The organism is Candidatus Parvarchaeota archaeon, assembly GCA_016866895.1.
Lineage (GTDB): Archaea > Micrarchaeota > Micrarchaeia > Anstonellales > VGKX01 > VGKX01.
The window spans coordinates 1-15,214 of record VGKX01000010.1; the positions used below are offsets into that span (position 1 = coordinate 1).

General features: G+C 49.0%; 16 protein-coding genes and 1 tRNA gene. 12 read left to right on the forward strand and 5 right to left on the reverse strand.

The annotated features are described in order from the left end of the window. Positions 1–138 precede the first annotated feature (138 nt). The 3 genes from FJZ26_00880 to pyrB all read right to left on the reverse strand — a co-directional run bounded on the left by FJZ26_00880 (position 139) and on the right by pyrB (position 2,186). Complete coding sequence (locus FJZ26_00880) at positions 139–708, reverse strand: MarC family protein (protein MBM3228960.1); 570 nt, start codon at positions 706–708, stop codon at positions 139–141. Positions 709–794: 86 nt separating this feature from the next. Next, positions 795–1,229 carry an aspartate carbamoyltransferase regulatory subunit gene (locus FJZ26_00885; protein MBM3228961.1) on the reverse strand — a complete coding sequence of 145 codons (435 nt, stop codon included), beginning with the start codon at positions 1,227–1,229 and terminating at the stop codon, positions 795–797. Between the two features lie 54 nt (positions 1,230–1,283). Then, on the reverse strand, positions 1,284–2,186 hold the full coding sequence (gene pyrB / locus FJZ26_00890) for an aspartate carbamoyltransferase (GenBank protein MBM3228962.1): 903 nt from the start codon (positions 2,184–2,186) through the stop codon (positions 1,284–1,286). A gap of 208 nt (positions 2,187–2,394) precedes the next feature. On the opposite strand from pyrB, the gene tmk reads away from it, so the two are divergent. After that, a complete protein-coding gene (gene tmk, locus FJZ26_00895) occupies positions 2,395–2,976 on the forward strand; it encodes a dTMP kinase (GenBank protein MBM3228963.1) in 582 nt (193 codons plus the stop codon). Between the two features lie 744 nt (positions 2,977–3,720). Here tmk and FJZ26_00900 read toward each other — a convergent pair. After that, positions 3,721–5,190, reverse strand: coding sequence for a hypothetical protein (locus tag FJZ26_00900; GenBank protein ID MBM3228964.1), 1,470 nt, complete (start codon positions 5,188–5,190; stop codon positions 3,721–3,723). Positions 5,191–5,342: 152 nt separating this feature from the next. Here FJZ26_00900 and FJZ26_00905 point away from each other — a divergent pair, with 152 nt between their 5' ends. The 5 genes from FJZ26_00905 to rsmA all read left to right on the forward strand — a co-directional run bounded on the left by FJZ26_00905 (position 5,343) and on the right by rsmA (position 9,163). Continuing rightward, a complete protein-coding gene (locus FJZ26_00905) occupies positions 5,343–6,128 on the forward strand; it encodes an HAD family hydrolase (protein ID MBM3228965.1) in 786 nt (261 codons plus the stop codon). A 1-nt stretch (position 6,129) separates the two neighbouring features. Next, positions 6,130–7,149, forward strand: coding sequence for a type II methionyl aminopeptidase (locus FJZ26_00910; GenBank protein MBM3228966.1), 1,020 nt, complete (start codon positions 6,130–6,132; stop codon positions 7,147–7,149). A 168-nt stretch (positions 7,150–7,317) separates the two neighbouring features. Next, positions 7,318–7,449, forward strand: a tRNA-Arg gene (locus FJZ26_00915). Positions 7,450–7,480: 31 nt separating this feature from the next. After that, positions 7,481–8,350 (forward strand): hypothetical protein, encoded by an 870-nt coding sequence (locus FJZ26_00920; protein MBM3228967.1) that lies wholly within the window; start codon positions 7,481–7,483, stop codon positions 8,348–8,350. A 24-nt stretch (positions 8,351–8,374) separates the two neighbouring features. Further along, positions 8,375–9,163 (forward strand): ribosomal RNA small subunit methyltransferase A, encoded by a 789-nt coding sequence (gene rsmA, locus FJZ26_00925; protein ID MBM3228968.1) that lies wholly within the window; start codon positions 8,375–8,377, stop codon positions 9,161–9,163. A gap of 12 nt (positions 9,164–9,175) precedes the next feature. Here the strand turns inward: rsmA and FJZ26_00930 are convergent, their stop codons facing one another. Next, a complete protein-coding gene (locus tag FJZ26_00930) occupies positions 9,176–9,775 on the reverse strand; it encodes a TATA-box-binding protein (GenBank protein MBM3228969.1) in 600 nt (199 codons plus the stop codon). 243 nt (positions 9,776–10,018) lie between these two features. Here FJZ26_00930 and FJZ26_00935 point away from each other — a divergent pair, with 243 nt between their 5' ends. From FJZ26_00935 to FJZ26_00960, 6 genes are all read left to right on the forward strand, one after another. Continuing rightward, entirely contained in the window at positions 10,019–10,297 is a 279-nt protein-coding gene (locus FJZ26_00935; protein MBM3228970.1) for a 50S ribosomal protein L21e, read from the forward strand. 197 nt (positions 10,298–10,494) lie between these two features. After that, positions 10,495–11,043, forward strand: a complete 549-nt coding sequence (locus tag FJZ26_00940; GenBank protein ID MBM3228971.1) for a hypothetical protein — start codon at positions 10,495–10,497, stop codon at positions 11,041–11,043. A gap of 99 nt (positions 11,044–11,142) precedes the next feature. Next, a complete protein-coding gene (locus FJZ26_00945) occupies positions 11,143–11,706 on the forward strand; it encodes a DUF655 domain-containing protein (GenBank protein MBM3228972.1) in 564 nt (187 codons plus the stop codon). 460 nt (positions 11,707–12,166) lie between these two features. Then, positions 12,167–13,492 carry a hypothetical protein gene (locus tag FJZ26_00950; protein MBM3228973.1) on the forward strand — a complete coding sequence of 442 codons (1,326 nt, stop codon included), beginning with the start codon at positions 12,167–12,169 and terminating at the stop codon, positions 13,490–13,492. A gap of 42 nt (positions 13,493–13,534) precedes the next feature. Then, complete coding sequence (locus tag FJZ26_00955; protein MBM3228974.1) at positions 13,535–14,560, forward strand: hypothetical protein; 1,026 nt, start codon at positions 13,535–13,537, stop codon at positions 14,558–14,560. A gap of 29 nt (positions 14,561–14,589) precedes the next feature. Further along, positions 14,590–15,214 (forward strand): hypothetical protein (locus tag FJZ26_00960; protein MBM3228975.1); only part of this gene is annotated, 625 nt, incomplete at its 3' end.

Below are 15,214 nucleotides of genomic sequence, written 5' to 3' on the forward strand. Positions count from 1 at the left end.
CGGGAAAATACTTTGAGTGGACATTTGCCTCAATCTCGGGCGAAAACGAGGGGAATACGAGCCTTATTTGGTTTTCGTCAGCCATTTTTCCCATCTGCCTTAACTCAAGCCGCCTGTGTGCAGCAAGTCCTTCAACCGTCAGTACCCCAGGCCGGCCCGAATGAAGCTTACTCCAAGGGCCGCCCAAAGCACACCTGTTATCCTAGACACTATTTCAATTCCTCTCATGCCAAGAAGCCTGCTGATTGCGCCTGAAAGCCCAAGCACGCCAAAGCAGACGGCACTTGCAGCCACTATGGCCGCAACAACCACCGGCACGCCGCTTTCAGAAGCAAATATAATCGCTGTTGTCATTGCCCCCGGCCCTGTGATAAGCGGAACTGCAATGATTACAACCGCAAGGTTCAAGTCCTTCCTGTTCTTTTCCCCAAAATCAATGCCCAGGGCATATTGCACAGCCAAAAGGAACAGCAGCACACCGCTAGCTACCCTAAAGTCGCCAATTGTTATTCCAAGCACAAGCTGGCCTGCAAGCACAAATGCGACAAGTGCAGCCCCAGCTACAAGCGCGGCCGTGGTGGCCGCACCAAGCCGCTGCTTTCCGTTCATTTTCCTTGTCAGTGCAATGAACACGGGAAGGGACGTGAAGGGGTCCATTATTAACACTAATGCTATGAATATTTTTGCAAACTCCGCAATCTGGAACATAATCCCGCCCTCAAATCAAGGTTCAGTTCACACTCTTTAATTTTGCCCAGTGCTTAATTCAACGGCAGCCTATCAGCCTGGCGCACTCAAGCAAGCTCCTGCGCGCCAAACACGCGCTCGCAAAACCCGCACCTTATTCCGTCTTTTTCCGTGCTGAAAATTGTTGCTATCTTCTCAAAATTGGTGACGCACCTTGGGTTGGGGCATTTGAGGACACCTTGCATGGCCCTTGGCAGTCTCACAGTCCGCTTTTCCGAAAGCTCGGAGTTCTTCACTATGTTTAGCGTGGCCTGCGGGCACAGAAGGGCAATCCTGTCGGCTGTTTTTTCGTCAATGGGCTTGCCTTCAATCTTTACAATATCCTTTTTCCCAAGCTTCTTGCTAGGCACATTCATGATAAGGGCCACCTTGCCTGCAAATCCGTCCTTTATGCCAAGGATTTCAAGCACCCTGGGGCCGCAGCCAGCAGTAATGTGGTCTATCACAGTCCCGTTTTCTATTTTTTCAACGCTTAGCGGCATGCAATGCACCAATCCAGCCTGTTATCAGTTGCGCGGGTTTCCCGTTCCCCCTGCTCATTTTTTTTCCAGAAGCTTTGTTATCACTGCCATCCTCACAGGCACCCCGTATTTTGCCTGCTGGAAGTACCTTGCCATGGGGCTTTCGTCAACAACTTCCGGTATCTCATCAACTTTTGGAAGCGGATGGAGAATTATCATGCCATCCTTTGCGTTTTCAAGGTAGCCCTCATTTATCCTGAACTCCTTTTGGATTTTTTCAGCCTCGTATTGGTCGGCAAACCTCTCCTTTTGTATCCTGCACACGTATAGCACGTCGCAGTCCGACAGATCGACGCTGTTTTGCTCCACAATGTCGGCGTCAAATTTCTCCCGCGCCTCGCGAATGATGCTTTTGTCCATCTCAAGCCCCTTTGGCGATGCCAGTACCATTCGCGCGTTGAACATTGACAGGCCATATACAAGGGAGCGCATGGTTCTTGCATACTTCAGGTCTCCAACCAGATGCACTTTCAGTCCGCCTATCTTTCCCTTGCACTTTAGGATTGTATAAAGGTCAATGAGCGTCTGGGTCGGGTGCTGGTTCCCCCCGTCGCCTGCGTTGATGACAGGGTGGGCTGCCACCATGTCAGCCAGCCTTGCCGCGCCCTCAAGCGGATGGCGCATGACAAGCAAATCTGCGTATCCGTCTATAATTTTAATCGTGTCAACAAGCGTCTCGCCTTTTTTCGAGCTGCTGGACTCGGCGCCGAAGGTTATGACATCAGCCCCAAGCCTCTTTGCAGCAGTCTGGAAGGACATGTTGGTCCTTGTGGAACTTTCAAAAAACATGGTTGCGACCACTGTGCCTTCAAGCGTGCGCTTGCCGGATTCAAGGTATTTTTCCATTTTTTCCGTAAGCGAAAAATAGTCCTCAATACCGCTCTTATCAAGATCGCGAATTGAGATTAGGCCATTCACAGTCCCACCATTTTTATTACTGAGGAAAGGTTTTTAACTCACAAGGTGCAGCAAACCACCAACTGAAATCGCAGCAAGGGGCTTTTCAAAACAACACCTTTGGCTTTGAGTCGCATCAATCCAAAATCAGCAAGCCGCCAATCCAATCTGCAAGTTTGTTTTGCATCGCCTCGGCTGTTTTTTATATCTGCATTTACACAACTGTTTTATGATTGTGGTCTTTGAAGGCATTGACGGGTGCGGCAAGCAGACGCAGATTGACCTGCTTTGCAGCCGGCTTTCAGAAAAGGGAAAGTCGCATCAGGTTTTCAAGTTCCCGACTGCTTTGGCAAGAAAGGCCCATGAGCACCTTATGGGGAAAAAGAACGTGGCGCAGTCGGAGCTATTCAAAGATTTCTCAAAAGATATAGAAACACACACAAGCCAGCTTTTGGCGGCAAGCAAATCATCTGATTTTGTGCTTGTTGACAGGTATATCTATTCCACCATTGCATACCAGGGTGGTGACATGGGCTTTGAGACAGCCTGCCAGAAGGCTTTGGCCCTTGTTCTTGCAAAGCCTGATATTGTCGTGTTCCTTAAAATCGAGCCGGCCCTTGCCGCAGCCAGAAAGGCGGCGCAAAAAACCCCTGATGTATTTGAGGCTGATTTGAAGTTCCAAACAGAAGTTTGCGAGAGATACAAGAGGCTTAGCCTGCTTTCGTTCCATGCTTGCAAGTGGCTTGTTGTTGACGCCTCAAAACCACCCCCCCAAGTCCATGGCATAATAATAAAAGAGCTGCTTGCATAAAATCCAATCCTAGGCGCTCCAATAGTCTAGCTCGGTCAAGGACGCCGGCCTTTCATAACCGCCCTTTTCTTTTTCCAAAAAGAAAAGCGTAGGCATGCGGAAAAGAAAACGCGAATCACAAGCACTTGGTCGCACGCAAAAAACCAGCTGCGCATCAGGCTTGCAAGGCGTTCGCATGATTTTCATACCTGTCTTTAAGGAAAGCCGGTAACCCGGGTTCAAATCCCGGTTGGAGCAAGTCCAACCTTGTGTTCCTTCGGAACACGTCCCGCAAAGTTCTGATGAACTTAGCGGTCCCGGTTGGAGCAAGTCCAACCTTGTGTTCCTTCGGAACACGTCCCGCAAAGTTCTGATGAACTTAGCGGTCCCGGTTGGAGCAAGTCCAACCTTTTTGCGCTGCTGCGCAAAGTCCGCCAAACTGCCTGTTGCAGTTTGCCGTCCCGGTTGGAGCAAGTCCAACCTTTTTGCGCTGCTGCGCAAAGTCCGCCAAACTGCCTGTTGCAGTTTGCCGTCCCGGTTGGAGCATAAAACGCTGATGCCAACCTCTTTAGAATAATCACTGAAAGATCGCGGGTGCGCGGAAGCCTCCTGTTTAAGCGGGTGGAGGAGCGCACCCAATCCTGGCGGCTTGCGCCTAAATCCAGTTGATATCGGGAAGCCGTGGGCTAAAGCCTGCGGTCTTTCACCACATCAGACGCATCCTAAAATCAGGCCAGTCCTCAAGCACGCAAGTGCACTCTTGCTCTAGTTTGCAATCTCGTGGCACTTTACAAGCAAAAATCCGCCAAAATCGTGAAATCCAGGCGTGCCGTTTTGCCCGCTGAATTTTTTGTAAATGCCGCTGTCCTCGTCTGCCAGGATGGCAACAGAAGGGTTTGCAGTGCAGTACCCGTCCAGCTCCTTGCGGCTTTTTATTGACAAAATCTCCTGTGCCTTTTCAATCCTTTGCTTGAAATCTGGCACAAAGCCCCAGTGTCCTGGGCTTGAGAATTTACCGGTGTAATACGGGGCTAGAACAGAGTGTCCTGGGCTTGAGACAATTCCCCTGACAATATTGTCAGATTTCGCGTTTTCAAACGCGCCAAAAAGACCAGCTTTTTGATATGCAATGTTTGGGACATACAAAACCTGTGCCACAAGCGCAAAGACAAGGAGGCACGCAAAAAGGCAAACAAGTACTGCTTCCCCTTTCTCAAATAATTGTTTTATCCTCCAATTTCCAAACGAAACAAGGACGAGCGGCAAAACAATTCCTGTAGCCAGTTTTGGAATTTGAAGCGGCAACCAATCCACGTAGCCTGATGCAAGTGAGGCTGCAATAACCGCCAGAATCCATAAGACTGGCAAGAAGGTTTTCCTGTCGGCCTGATTTATTTTCCCGGCGCTTTGCAGCAATGCATACGCACTTGTCACAAGCAAGGGAGCAAACGTTGTTATAAAAGCCGCAAGGCCTGCAGCTTCAAATCTCATGTTGGCCCAAACACGCACTATCTCTGAGCCGCCGGTTTGAAAATACAGCATTGTGCCAACCGCCAAAAGCACCAGTGCGTATGTGGCTGCAAAAACCAACCGCCGCTCCCCTCCGGTTCGCAAGGCAATAAAGGCCAAAAGTGCCGGGGCCATATAAAAAATTGAATACGGGTGAGACAGGTAAAGCAGCAGACTTAAGCCGCAGATGGCCCAAAAACCCTTCCACTCAAGCTTTCCAAGGCAAAACAGAAATATGGTGGCTTGTAGGGCAAGATGAAATCCGGAAAGCGAAGAAGCAAATGCAATATTCATAACATTGGCGGCAAAATAATTTTCCGCTATCCCCGTGTAAGCACATACTAATATTAGAGTTTTTTGTGCCAGCCCCTTGTCAAAATAGCGTGTCAAAATTCTTTCAAGGGCCAATACATAAATTGCAAAGAAGGCTATTTTTGATATTGCCTCAACAAGCCAATACGGCATTCCAACCCTTGTTGCAATGCTCTGGGCAAAAAATAATGGATTGAAGTAACCTACCCGGGGTTGCTCCTCCGTGTAAAGGTTCTGTGCAAGAATGCTTCCTCTCTCATACTGGCCAATCCACATCAAATAAGACAATGTATCGACGGGATTTGTGTAGTAGCCAATGAATCCACTACCTTGGGGAGTCAGCAAAAACAACAGTATCTGGGGTGCCAGTGCAGCCAAGGCAAAAACGGAGATTATCGCATGCGCGGCTCTCAACAAAACAACCAGTCATTTTCTGGCCGCCGCAGTTAATATTCCTTGCCAGCCCTCCACATCTCGTTCAAGCCCGCCTTTGGGCGCAGTTTCCGGAGCGCTTTGCGCGTTTTGCCAAATATTTCTCTTATAAATATTTGTCGCGTAATGCTTGCATGAATGGCAAGCAAAGCCGCACAAAAACGAATGGCAAGCAAAGCAGCGCAAAAAACATAACAAATCAGCCTAAGGCCGGTCACAAGCCAGCTTTGGCAAAGCGCACCACTGCAGTTTCACGCATCCGGTTCGTGCTTGTGGACATTGACGACACGCTTTTTCCAAGCACCGAATTTTCAACCCTTGCAAGAAAAAATGCTGTCAGGGCCATGATTGAATCTGGCCTTGAGGCAGGCGCAAGCCAGGCATATGCGGCTCTCACAAAAATAGTGCGGATTAGGGGCTCAAACTATGGCAGGCATTTTGACGACTTGTGCGCTACTTTCAAATGCAGCAACAAAAGCAAGGTCATAGCGGCGGGCATTGCCGCGTACCATAACACGAAATCAAGCATACTTCCCTACCCGCAGGTTCCAATGACGCTGCTTGCGCTTCGCGAATCAGGCTATCAAATTTATGCGGCATCCAACGGCGATGCAATCAAGCAGTGGGACAAGCTTATTAGGCTTGGCATCCATAATTTTTTCCACGGGGCCTTTTTTTCAGGCGACTTGGGGGGCGAAAAATCAAGGCGGTTTTTCAGGCGGGTTCTCTCAGGGCTCAAGGCCGGGCCGGGCCAGGTTGTAATGGTCGGCGACAAGCCTGAAGCCGACATCGAACCGGCTTCAAAACTTGGCATTACTACAATAAGGATTATGCAGGGCAAGCACAGGTCAAAAAAATCCAATGCAATCCATACTGTAGGTTCGTTTGACAATATTCTGGAAATATTAAAGGTGTACTGAAATGCAAGATGAAAAAGAAGACGAGTTAAGCTCTCAAATGGAGCCAGGTCAGGTTGCAGGCGAAAAGGGCATCAGCGATCATGGCCATGAACATTTCGCCGAAGATGAAGAAGAGCAGGAAAAAGTCCTTGAAAACTTTGTGAAGGCGGGCAAGATAACCTCGGAAATCGCATCAAGCTCAAAAAGCCTTGTCATGGAAGGCGAATCCCTGATAGACGTTGTCGAGACAATTGAAAAGATGATTTACGATGCTGGGGCAAAACCCGCGTTTCCGGCAACTGTCTGCCTCAATGACTATGCAGCCCACTATGCGCCTGAGCTTGGATGCGACATAATTTTTGGCCCAACTGATGTCGCAAAGGTCGACTTTGGGGTGAGTGTTGAGGGAAGCCTGTCAGACACGGCCTACACAATTGACCTTTCAGGCAACCAGGGAAAGCTGCTTGAGGCGGCAAAAACCGCCCTTGATGCTGCCGTGTCTTCAATCAAGCCAGGCGTGACAAACGGGCAAATAGGCCGCATCATCGAGGCGGAAATAAAAAAGTTTGGCTACAAGCCAATCGAAAACCTGACGGGCCACATGCTCTCAAGATACCTGCTTCACGCCGGTGTTTCAATTCCCAATGTTGCAACTGACTTGAACTATGAATTTCAGGAAGGGGACATATTCGCAGTCGAGCCGTTTGCCACAAACGGGCAGGGCAGCGTAAATGACACCAACCAGGTTGAAATTTTTTCGCTTGTCGAGCCGAGAAACGTGCGCATGCGCGAGTCAAAGCGCTTGCTGGCATACATCATTCAAAACTTCTTCACGCTTCCGTTTGCCGAGCGCTGGCTTGCCAAGGATTTCAAATCCAAGCTGCAGCTCAACGCGGCCTTGCGCGAACTTATGAATTTTGGAGTAATCCAGGGCTATCCGGCCTTGCGCGAGGCGCAAAAAGGCCTGGTTTCGCAATTTGAATACACGATTCTTGTTGAGCACGATGGCGCCAGGATTCTTACTGACTACAAGCAGCTTTGACAATAGGAAAGTCGGTTGTTGTTTCCAAGCCAGGTCGGTTCTCGCATAAATCCATGCGGCTTGCCGCACATTGTGGTTCAGCTTATGGGTGCTGCAACCTTGGAACCTGATTCGCCTTCCCGCGGCACACTAACTTCTATTATTAATTATTGGGCGTGATAATAACTTGGGCCCGTGGCGCAACTTGGATAGCGCGTCTGGCTTCGAATGCCCTCCCAAAATTTTGGGTGTCGGTGTTTCCTGCCGCATCAAAAGGCGGATGACACCAGAAGGCTGCGGGTTCAAATCCCGTCGGGCCCGAAAAACGCCTCATCGAGTCTCACTTCGCACCATGAAAAAATTCAATAAAACCCAAAAAATCGTCAAGCAAGCAACCGCCGCATATGCTAAACGCGGCATTCCAGCTTCTCAAAATAATTTCCTGCAAGCAATGGCCCTCCTTCCCACGTTTCTCTTCATCTTGCTTTCAAGCCTCCCTCTAATTTTTCCCTCGCAAGTGCTAGTTAGCAATGCAAGATACGGGGGTCAAATCTATGTTCTTGCCTATCAAGATAAGGCAGGCGGAAATTTCTCCAGCGGCACGATAACAATCCTGCCTCCGTCTGGAAAAAACTTTACCACACAGCTTGTTTCAGGCCAGGCAAGCCTAAACGCAACACAGCTTGGGCAATGGATTATCATTCACGATGGCAAATCGTATGCAGCCAATGTCACCGACTCACCGGTTCTAAATGCAAACACCTATTTGCCATCTCAATACGGCAAGCAAAATCATCAGCAGCAAGACAGCACAGTGCCCCAGTTTCTCCTGCTAGGGCCAGAATATGTTTATGCCGCCTTCGCAATCCTTGGCCTTATGGCGCTTGTTTTTGCGTGGCTTTTGGTGCACTCTTTCCACGAGAGGCATTTTGGCAGCCAACAACACCGCTCAAACAATGCAAACCAACCAGAACAGCCAAAAAGCAACCGCGTGCCAACAACCACAACAAAATTCAATGCGTCTTCAACAAAGCAATCAATCCAGCCGAATAAGCCTGACATGCTAATCCAAAAATTCACTTCAACAATCAATTCCGCCTCAAAAAAGCCGACTGCCTTTGGAAAACAAGACAAAACCCACGTCATCCAGCCCAAATCTTCCGACACCGGCCTGCAGCCTGTGCCCGCGCATGCCAAGCGCAAGCTAAAAAAAGCATCCTAGCCCTATTCAAACCGGCGATTGGCAATGCTGAAAAAACACCTTGGCCAGCATCTTCTTGTTGACCAGAAAATACTTGGGCTTGAGGCGCAACTTTGCAATGTGGAGGGGGAAAAGGTCCTGGAAATAGGCCCTGGAAGCGGAAATCTCACGCAAAAACTCCTAGAGTCAAATCCGCGCCAGATAATCTGTGTTGAGAAGGACCCGATTATGGTCGACAAGCTCAAAGTCAGGTTTGCCGGGGTTGACAGGGTGAAAATTGTCAAGCAGGATTTTTTGGACTTCGGGCAGGATGGGTTTGGCAGGATTGTCGGCAACCTGCCGTACTACATTTCATCCAAGATACTTTTCAAGGTTGCAAAGATGGACTTTGACCTGGCAGTGTTTTGCCTCCAGCGCGAGTTTGTGGCACGGATGATTGCAAAACCTGGCGACAGGGATTACTCGCGGCTGTCGGTTGAAACCTCAAAATATTTTGTGCCAAAGGCCTTCATTGAGGTTCCTGCGGTTGCCTTCCACCCGCAGCCAAAAGTCGATTCTGTAATAATCTCGCTTGAGAAAAAGAAACCTGAAGCCGATGCGCAACAATCAGGCCCAGCAGACATCTTCATAAGGGCGATTTTTTCGCACAGGAAAAAAACCTTGCGCGCGGCAATACTTGCGGCAAACAGGAACTTCTTTGCGCAAAAGGCCGAGATGAAAAGCAGCCTTGACGGACTTCCCCATGCGTCCCAGCGCGTTTTCAAGCTCACGCCATTGCAACTTGGGCAGGCTTCAGAGTTTTTGAGGAAAAAAGGGCTTGAGGCGCTTGTATGAAACAAGTGCTGGCTATTTCTTTGAAGTGCCTGGCCTTGAGGCAAAAGGGGTCATTACCTTTACTGCCCTCATAAGCGCATCCTGGACGCCTGCCTCGGACCTTGCGCCAGTGCAGATGACCTTGCCGTTTTTGAAAAGCAAAAGCGAGGACTTTGGGTCAAGGAACTTAAGTATCGCCCCTGGAAACTGCTCGGGCTCGTACTCGACATTTTTCACCTTGTAGGCGATGGAATACAAATCAAGTTCAACACCAAGCTCTGCTGAGGCCACTATGTTGACAATGTCAAATTTCGGGTTCTTGTTTTGCGGCCCAGTTTTCACGGAATAGTTTGCAAGCAGCTTGAGGGTGCGCTTGATTGCCTCTGAAACCTGCTTTTCGGAAGTGCAGCCTGTGCATATTATCTTCCCGTTTTTGAAAAGCAAAAGCGAGGACTTTGGCTCCTTGAGCTTCAGTATCGCCCCTGGAAACTGCTCAGGCTCATATTCAACGTCGTCAACCTTGTAAGCAATGGAATACAGGTCAATTTCAAGGCCAAGGTTGGCACTTGCTACTATGTTTTCAATCTTAAAAGTCGGCTTTGATATCCTTACGCCACCCATTTTACCACCCATCAAGCATCTTCCAATGCCGTCTAACGCCGGCTCGATGCGGCATAAAGCCGCCCGCAGGCTTTCAAAAAAGTTTTTAAATAAGGATATTTGTCTGCATGGCTTTAAAAAGATAGGTATATAAATATTTAGCGGATTTCGAGGGAACTTGATTAGTGTAAATGCTGCAGCTGCCGCCAAAGCGCGATTGCGCACCTGCTAACCAAAAAATTCAGCCCTTATATTGTTTTTCGAGGTAGATGCAAAATGGTCAGGAGAAGCCTAGGAAAAATGTCAAAAAGGAGCAGGTTGCTTGGCAAGACGCCAAACAAGCTGACTGTCAACCAGCTATTCAAGTCGTTTGAAGTCGGCCACAAGGTTGTCATTGACCATCATGTGCGCTTTTCAGGAATGCCGCACCCGCGCTATAGGGGAAGGCATGGAACCATAACAGGCGTGCAGGGCAAGTCCTATGTGGTGAGCATCATGGATGGCAGGTCGCAAAAAAACCTCATCATCCCACCTGTCCATCTCAAAAAAGTGTGAGGCGGGCCGGGCATTAAATACATGTGGCATTGCAAATACGCACAGCCGCAAACCTGCATCAAAATTAAATCCGAGAACCAGCCAAAACTGACATCAAATTCAAAAACAAAGGGCAGAAAATCCTGCAGCCAAAGTCAAAATCGGCAACAACGATAAACAACATCCATAATATCCAACAAGGTCAAAGAGGTTTTCACATGATAGGCAAAAACATAAACAGCTCAAGGCCGGTGTGCCTTGCAGAGGCAAAACACATTTTGGAGGAGCGCGCAAAGGACGGCGCGCTGCAGTTTGAGCAGCAAGGCAGCCTTGACTATTGCACAAAATTTGCTCATCTTGGGCCAACACAGGCAAAGCACCTTGTACAGGAGCTTTCGCAGGTCAGCGGGAAGCTCACCGAGGAGGCAATTTCGCGCATAATAGACCTGATGCCAAAATACCGCCCGCAGCTGTCTTTGATACTCATGAAGGAAAAGATTGAGCTTGGAGCTGAAGAATTCGATAAGATTTTGGCCCTTACTGCACCCTTTGCGCAAAAATACACGCTAAAAGTCCAGGTTAAGGAAGGCTTGGAGGCAGGCGTCCAGGATGCGCAGGAAAAAGATGCAGAAACACCTGCAAAACAGGCTGAACAGGATGCAACGTCTGAGAAAGCCGATGATGAAAAGGAGCAAAAGCAGGGCAAGGCTTCAAAACAGGAAAAGCCGGAAAAGCCAAAAAAGAAGGAGAAGAAGGCAAAGGAGTAAATATTTCGTGGCTAAAAAAGATACTGTTGTGGTTGATATACTGGATTTATCTGTGCTGCTCAAGCTGCAAACAGCGCGAGTGGCAAATATGTGGTTGGCATGTCTGAACTTGAGGATTTTGGCTATGTGCTTGACTTTCTGCCTACCGGCAGGCCTGCAGACCGCACAAGGGAGCCGGTTGCGCAGCTAATCGGAACCAAATACTTTACTCTTCTTGAAGTTTCAATAAAGCCAGGGGCTGCGCTGAACATTGAACAAAAGGTGAACATAGGCCGCGACAACAGGGTTGAAGTCGAGCGGATTAAGCTGCGCCTTGACGTCAACCAGCTTTCAAACACTGCCCGCACAGAGCTTATGCCCGTCCTGCGCAAGATAATTGCAGAGCGCGAAGCTGACTTTGTCTCATTTTTCAACAAATGCGGCTCGGTTTCAATACGCTTGCACCAGCTTGAGCTTCTGCCGGGGGTTGGCAAAAAGCACCTGGAGGAGCTTCTGGCGCAGAGGGAAAGCAAGCAGTTCTCTTCGTTTGCCGACATACAAAACAGGGTGGCGCTTCTAACCGACCCTGCCAATATCATTGTCCAGCGGGTCTACAAGGAGCTTACTGGAGTTGAAAAGCACTACCTGTTTGTCAAGCCACCGGCGACCTTCCAATCATACTGAAATCCCTTCACTTTTTCAGAAATAGGGCTTTCGGTACAAACCCTTTTCACCCAAAGACCTCGGTGCGCAAGCCTCGTGCTTTAGCGCAAGGGGTAGCGCCGTGGCTTCCCCTAAATTACTCGCCCAGAAGCCTCGGCCTTTAGGCCAAGGTCTTTCACCTGCTGCAATAATTCCGCTGCTTGCTTGTCATTTTGCAATCCACTGCGTATCTTATTGCCCGCCCAAATTCCAATCCTCGCCTTAATAAGTAATTTAAAGGCAAAGATGCATTCATATTCCTATGAACCGCAGCCAACATTTTTTCTTCAGGCACACGCACCGTTTTTTCGCGATTTTTTTTCTTCTGTTAACCATTTTTTTTACTGGCCTTCTTCTTGCAGGCCCAAACGATGGGACGTGCGGCCCGGCAAGCCAGCAGGTGGCCTGTTCGGGCCCATCACCATGCGCTTCAGGCTGCACAGTGAACTTTGTCGGATGCGCTTACAATTACGGGGTTTGCAGCCCAGCTTGCAATTTTCGGACAAGTGCCGCCTCATGTGCAAACACCAATCTTGGCGGCTGCAGCTGCGTAACGCAGGCAACGTGCTCTGGCACGACATATTGCTCTGCGCTTACAAGCCAGGCATCCTGCACTTCATCTGGGTGCACATGGACGCTAGACGGCGGGCCGAACCCATCGCATATTCCTTCTGCCCCTACCCTTTCAATCTCATATGACTCGCCTGTTGTAGCTGTGACTGCAAGCTCGTATGTCGAATCAGGAAACACCATCTATTTTTGGTACAAGTGGTACAAAAACGGAACCTACCTGTTTGATACCGGCAATGACAACATCAACGCCCCTTATCCTATCCCCCAGTCTTCAAGCTCCATCAACTGCCAAGATGTCGGCGTTGCATGCCAGGCTGGCGATGTCGTCACCGTTGAGGTCCTTGCATGGACAAAATACGAGGATACCGGCGGCAACGAGCTCAACTCTGTTGTTGGCGATGACGGTGACTCTGACAAGATAAAAAAGGAAAAAAAGAAGAAGGATGATGGCAAAGACCAGTCACAAAAGGGTGGCGAGGCAGTCAGCACGCCACAAGATAAAACAAACAGCCCGGCAGACCAGAAATCACAGAACAAAAACGAGAAAACAACAAAAACAATTGGCATCAGTAAAATCAATAATGCATTGTTTGCAAAAAGCGGCCGGCAAGGTTTCTACGAAGTTCCGCAGCCCTGGGTTATTGCAAGCAGGGCAATTCCATCCCAATCAAAGGCCTTTTTTGAGGTTTTAAGGGTTGAATATTCCCCTCCTGCCAGCATAGAAATCACAATAGGGGAGGTAGTGCAGTCAAACAATCCACCCTCGATAATATCCGTCTCACTATCGCCGGATATAGTATACAAGCAGACAAGAATAACCGGCACGGTCACAGCATCAGACCCGGATTTGCACAATGTGCGGCTTGAAGAAGAGTGGAAGGACGCAAACGGAGTCGTCATAGCCGCAGGCTCATCTTCTCCGCTGCCCTCTTCTCCAAATCCTGCTTCTTTCTCAATACAATTTGAATGCAACAACTATGCCGGCTGTGCCGTTGATTCGGACATTACTTACAACGTGCGCGTCAGGGACGACCCGGGCGACGCCTCTGCGCTGGTGACAAGAACAATTCACATCAATCCGAATCCTGCAAGCCTTCCAGATTCCCCGCTTTCATTGCTTCTGCCAGTAGTCTCAGTAATTGTAGTCAGCGCCTATGGCATCACCTACATGCTTGCCAGGGCGTTTGACCTCTAAAAAATCTGCGTTCATACAATCAACACAACAAGGTCTTGTCAGATGGGCATGCTTGAAAACTGGGTGAAGCTTGAGCTTCAGGAGCTAGTGTCAACCTTTGTCCTGCTTGTAATCATAGGCGGGGCCTTTGTGGTGTCAAATCCTGTTGCCACGGCACTTACCGGAAGCCCGGATATCCAGTCTGCTGCAACCCTTTACTTGAACAGAAGCATCTCGGACATGTCAAGCTATGCACTTGCCCTGACGCACGCAAATTTCCTGATAAGCAGGGCATCAGGGTTTTCCTACAGCGCAAGCTTTGGAGGCTTTTTCATAGTTCCATTCTGGTCAGGTGCGCCAAGGGCAGGCCTCAGCCCGCTCAACATTGCAATCTCAAATGCGATTGATTCGCTTTCAAACGCAATCCTTGTCCAGGTTGCGCAAAAAACATTCCTTGTCTTTTTCATCCAGACTGTCCCGACAATGATTTTCCCGCTTGGCATTATTTTAAGGCTGATTCCGCCTACAAGGCGCACAGGCTCAACCATAATTGCAATCAGCATAGGCATGTTCATGATTTACCCATTTGCACTCACCATGTCAGGTGAAATTTACAAAATCATGGCATCTGGCTTGAAGCAGCCGGGAAGCTACGTAAATCCCTTTGGCATTGAAGACATAGGCAGGGTCTGGGGCACGCAGCTTCTTTGCTCCGAATCCATCCAACTCTACACAATTCTTGGCGAGGAGGGCTGGATACTCATACTTTGCGCCTGGATGCTCTCAAACCCATTCACTGCTCCCGCATATCCGGTCTGCAGGACGATCGTCACAATCATCTACCAGCTTAGCATCCCGGTATTCCAAATTGCATTCACTCCCTGGCTTGTAAGCTATGTCAAGGAGCTTGATGTAGGGAAGACCTACGACTCACTTTACAATATTGCCCTTCCTGGAGTTGTTGAGCGCATTGTCCTTTCCCTTGTGCTGACCCTTTTCACGGCAATAATAACAATTTCGCTTACCAGAAGCGTTGCAGTCGCACTTGGCGGCGAGTCCCAGTTCTACGGGCTTTCAAAAATAATATGATTCAAATATCCAATTCAAGGCACACCACCATGAAAAATTCAATAACAAAACCAATGCAGTCCGGTTCTGCCACAAAGCCAATGCAGCACAAGCCTGCCACAAAGCCAACGCAGCACAAGCCTGCCACAAAGCCAATGCAGCACAAGCCTGCCACAAAGCCAATGCAGCACAAGCCTGCCACAAAACCAGTGCAGCACAAGCCTGTTACAGTTGTTTTACGGGCAGACTCAAAGGCAAATAATGCAGCGAGTCCAAGACTAAATCAAGTGACAAGCTCAACTGCCTTAGCCGCAATTTTGGCAGTTCTTCTTCTAACACTGCCTTCTGCCTTGCACGCAGACAGCCAAAGCGCTTTTGTGGGTGTCGGGACAACCATCATACATGACGGGCAGTTTAGCTGGAATTTACCAAACTACATTGACTCTATTGATAATATTTACGCAAAGTCGTATGCGCGTGCCAATGCAGGCCAACATTCCTATTTTCTTATCGGCAGAGGCTTTAAGCCGCCTTACAGCACCATGCCCTTGGACATTCCCCACGGCGCCCGCATTGATGGCTTTGAAGTCACAATTTACCGGTCTTCAACAGCAGTAAATTCAATCAAGGACTACTCCTTGCAAATCACTTCAAATACGCAGGACCTGTCCCAAT

Bases quoted from the DNA above. Each gene is read 5' to 3' on its own strand.
- FJZ26_00880 (MBM3228960.1), bottom strand. From the start codon at position 708: ATGTTCCAGATTGCGGAGTTTGCAAAAATATTCATAGCATTAGTGTTA.
- FJZ26_00885 (MBM3228961.1), bottom strand. From the start codon at position 1,229: ATGCCGCTAAGCGTTGAAAAAATAGAAAACGGGACTGTGATAGACCAC.
- tmk (MBM3228963.1), top strand. From the start codon at position 2,395: ATGATTGTGGTCTTTGAAGGCATTGACGGGTGCGGCAAGCAGACGCAG.
- FJZ26_00905 (MBM3228965.1), top strand. From the start codon at position 5,343: ATGAATGGCAAGCAAAGCCGCACAAAAACGAATGGCAAGCAAAGCAGC.
- FJZ26_00910 (MBM3228966.1), top strand. From the start codon at position 6,130: ATGCAAGATGAAAAAGAAGACGAGTTAAGCTCTCAAATGGAGCCAGGT.
- FJZ26_00920 (MBM3228967.1), top strand. From the start codon at position 7,481: ATGAAAAAATTCAATAAAACCCAAAAAATCGTCAAGCAAGCAACCGCC.
- rsmA (MBM3228968.1), top strand. From the start codon at position 8,375: ATGCTGAAAAAACACCTTGGCCAGCATCTTCTTGTTGACCAGAAAATA.
- FJZ26_00930 (MBM3228969.1), bottom strand. From the start codon at position 9,775: ATGGGTGGTAAAATGGGTGGCGTAAGGATATCAAAGCCGACTTTTAAG.
- FJZ26_00935 (MBM3228970.1), top strand. From the start codon at position 10,019: ATGGTCAGGAGAAGCCTAGGAAAAATGTCAAAAAGGAGCAGGTTGCTT.
- FJZ26_00940 (MBM3228971.1), top strand. From the start codon at position 10,495: ATGATAGGCAAAAACATAAACAGCTCAAGGCCGGTGTGCCTTGCAGAG.
- FJZ26_00945 (MBM3228972.1), top strand. From the start codon at position 11,143: ATGTCTGAACTTGAGGATTTTGGCTATGTGCTTGACTTTCTGCCTACC.
- FJZ26_00955 (MBM3228974.1), top strand. From the start codon at position 13,535: ATGGGCATGCTTGAAAACTGGGTGAAGCTTGAGCTTCAGGAGCTAGTG.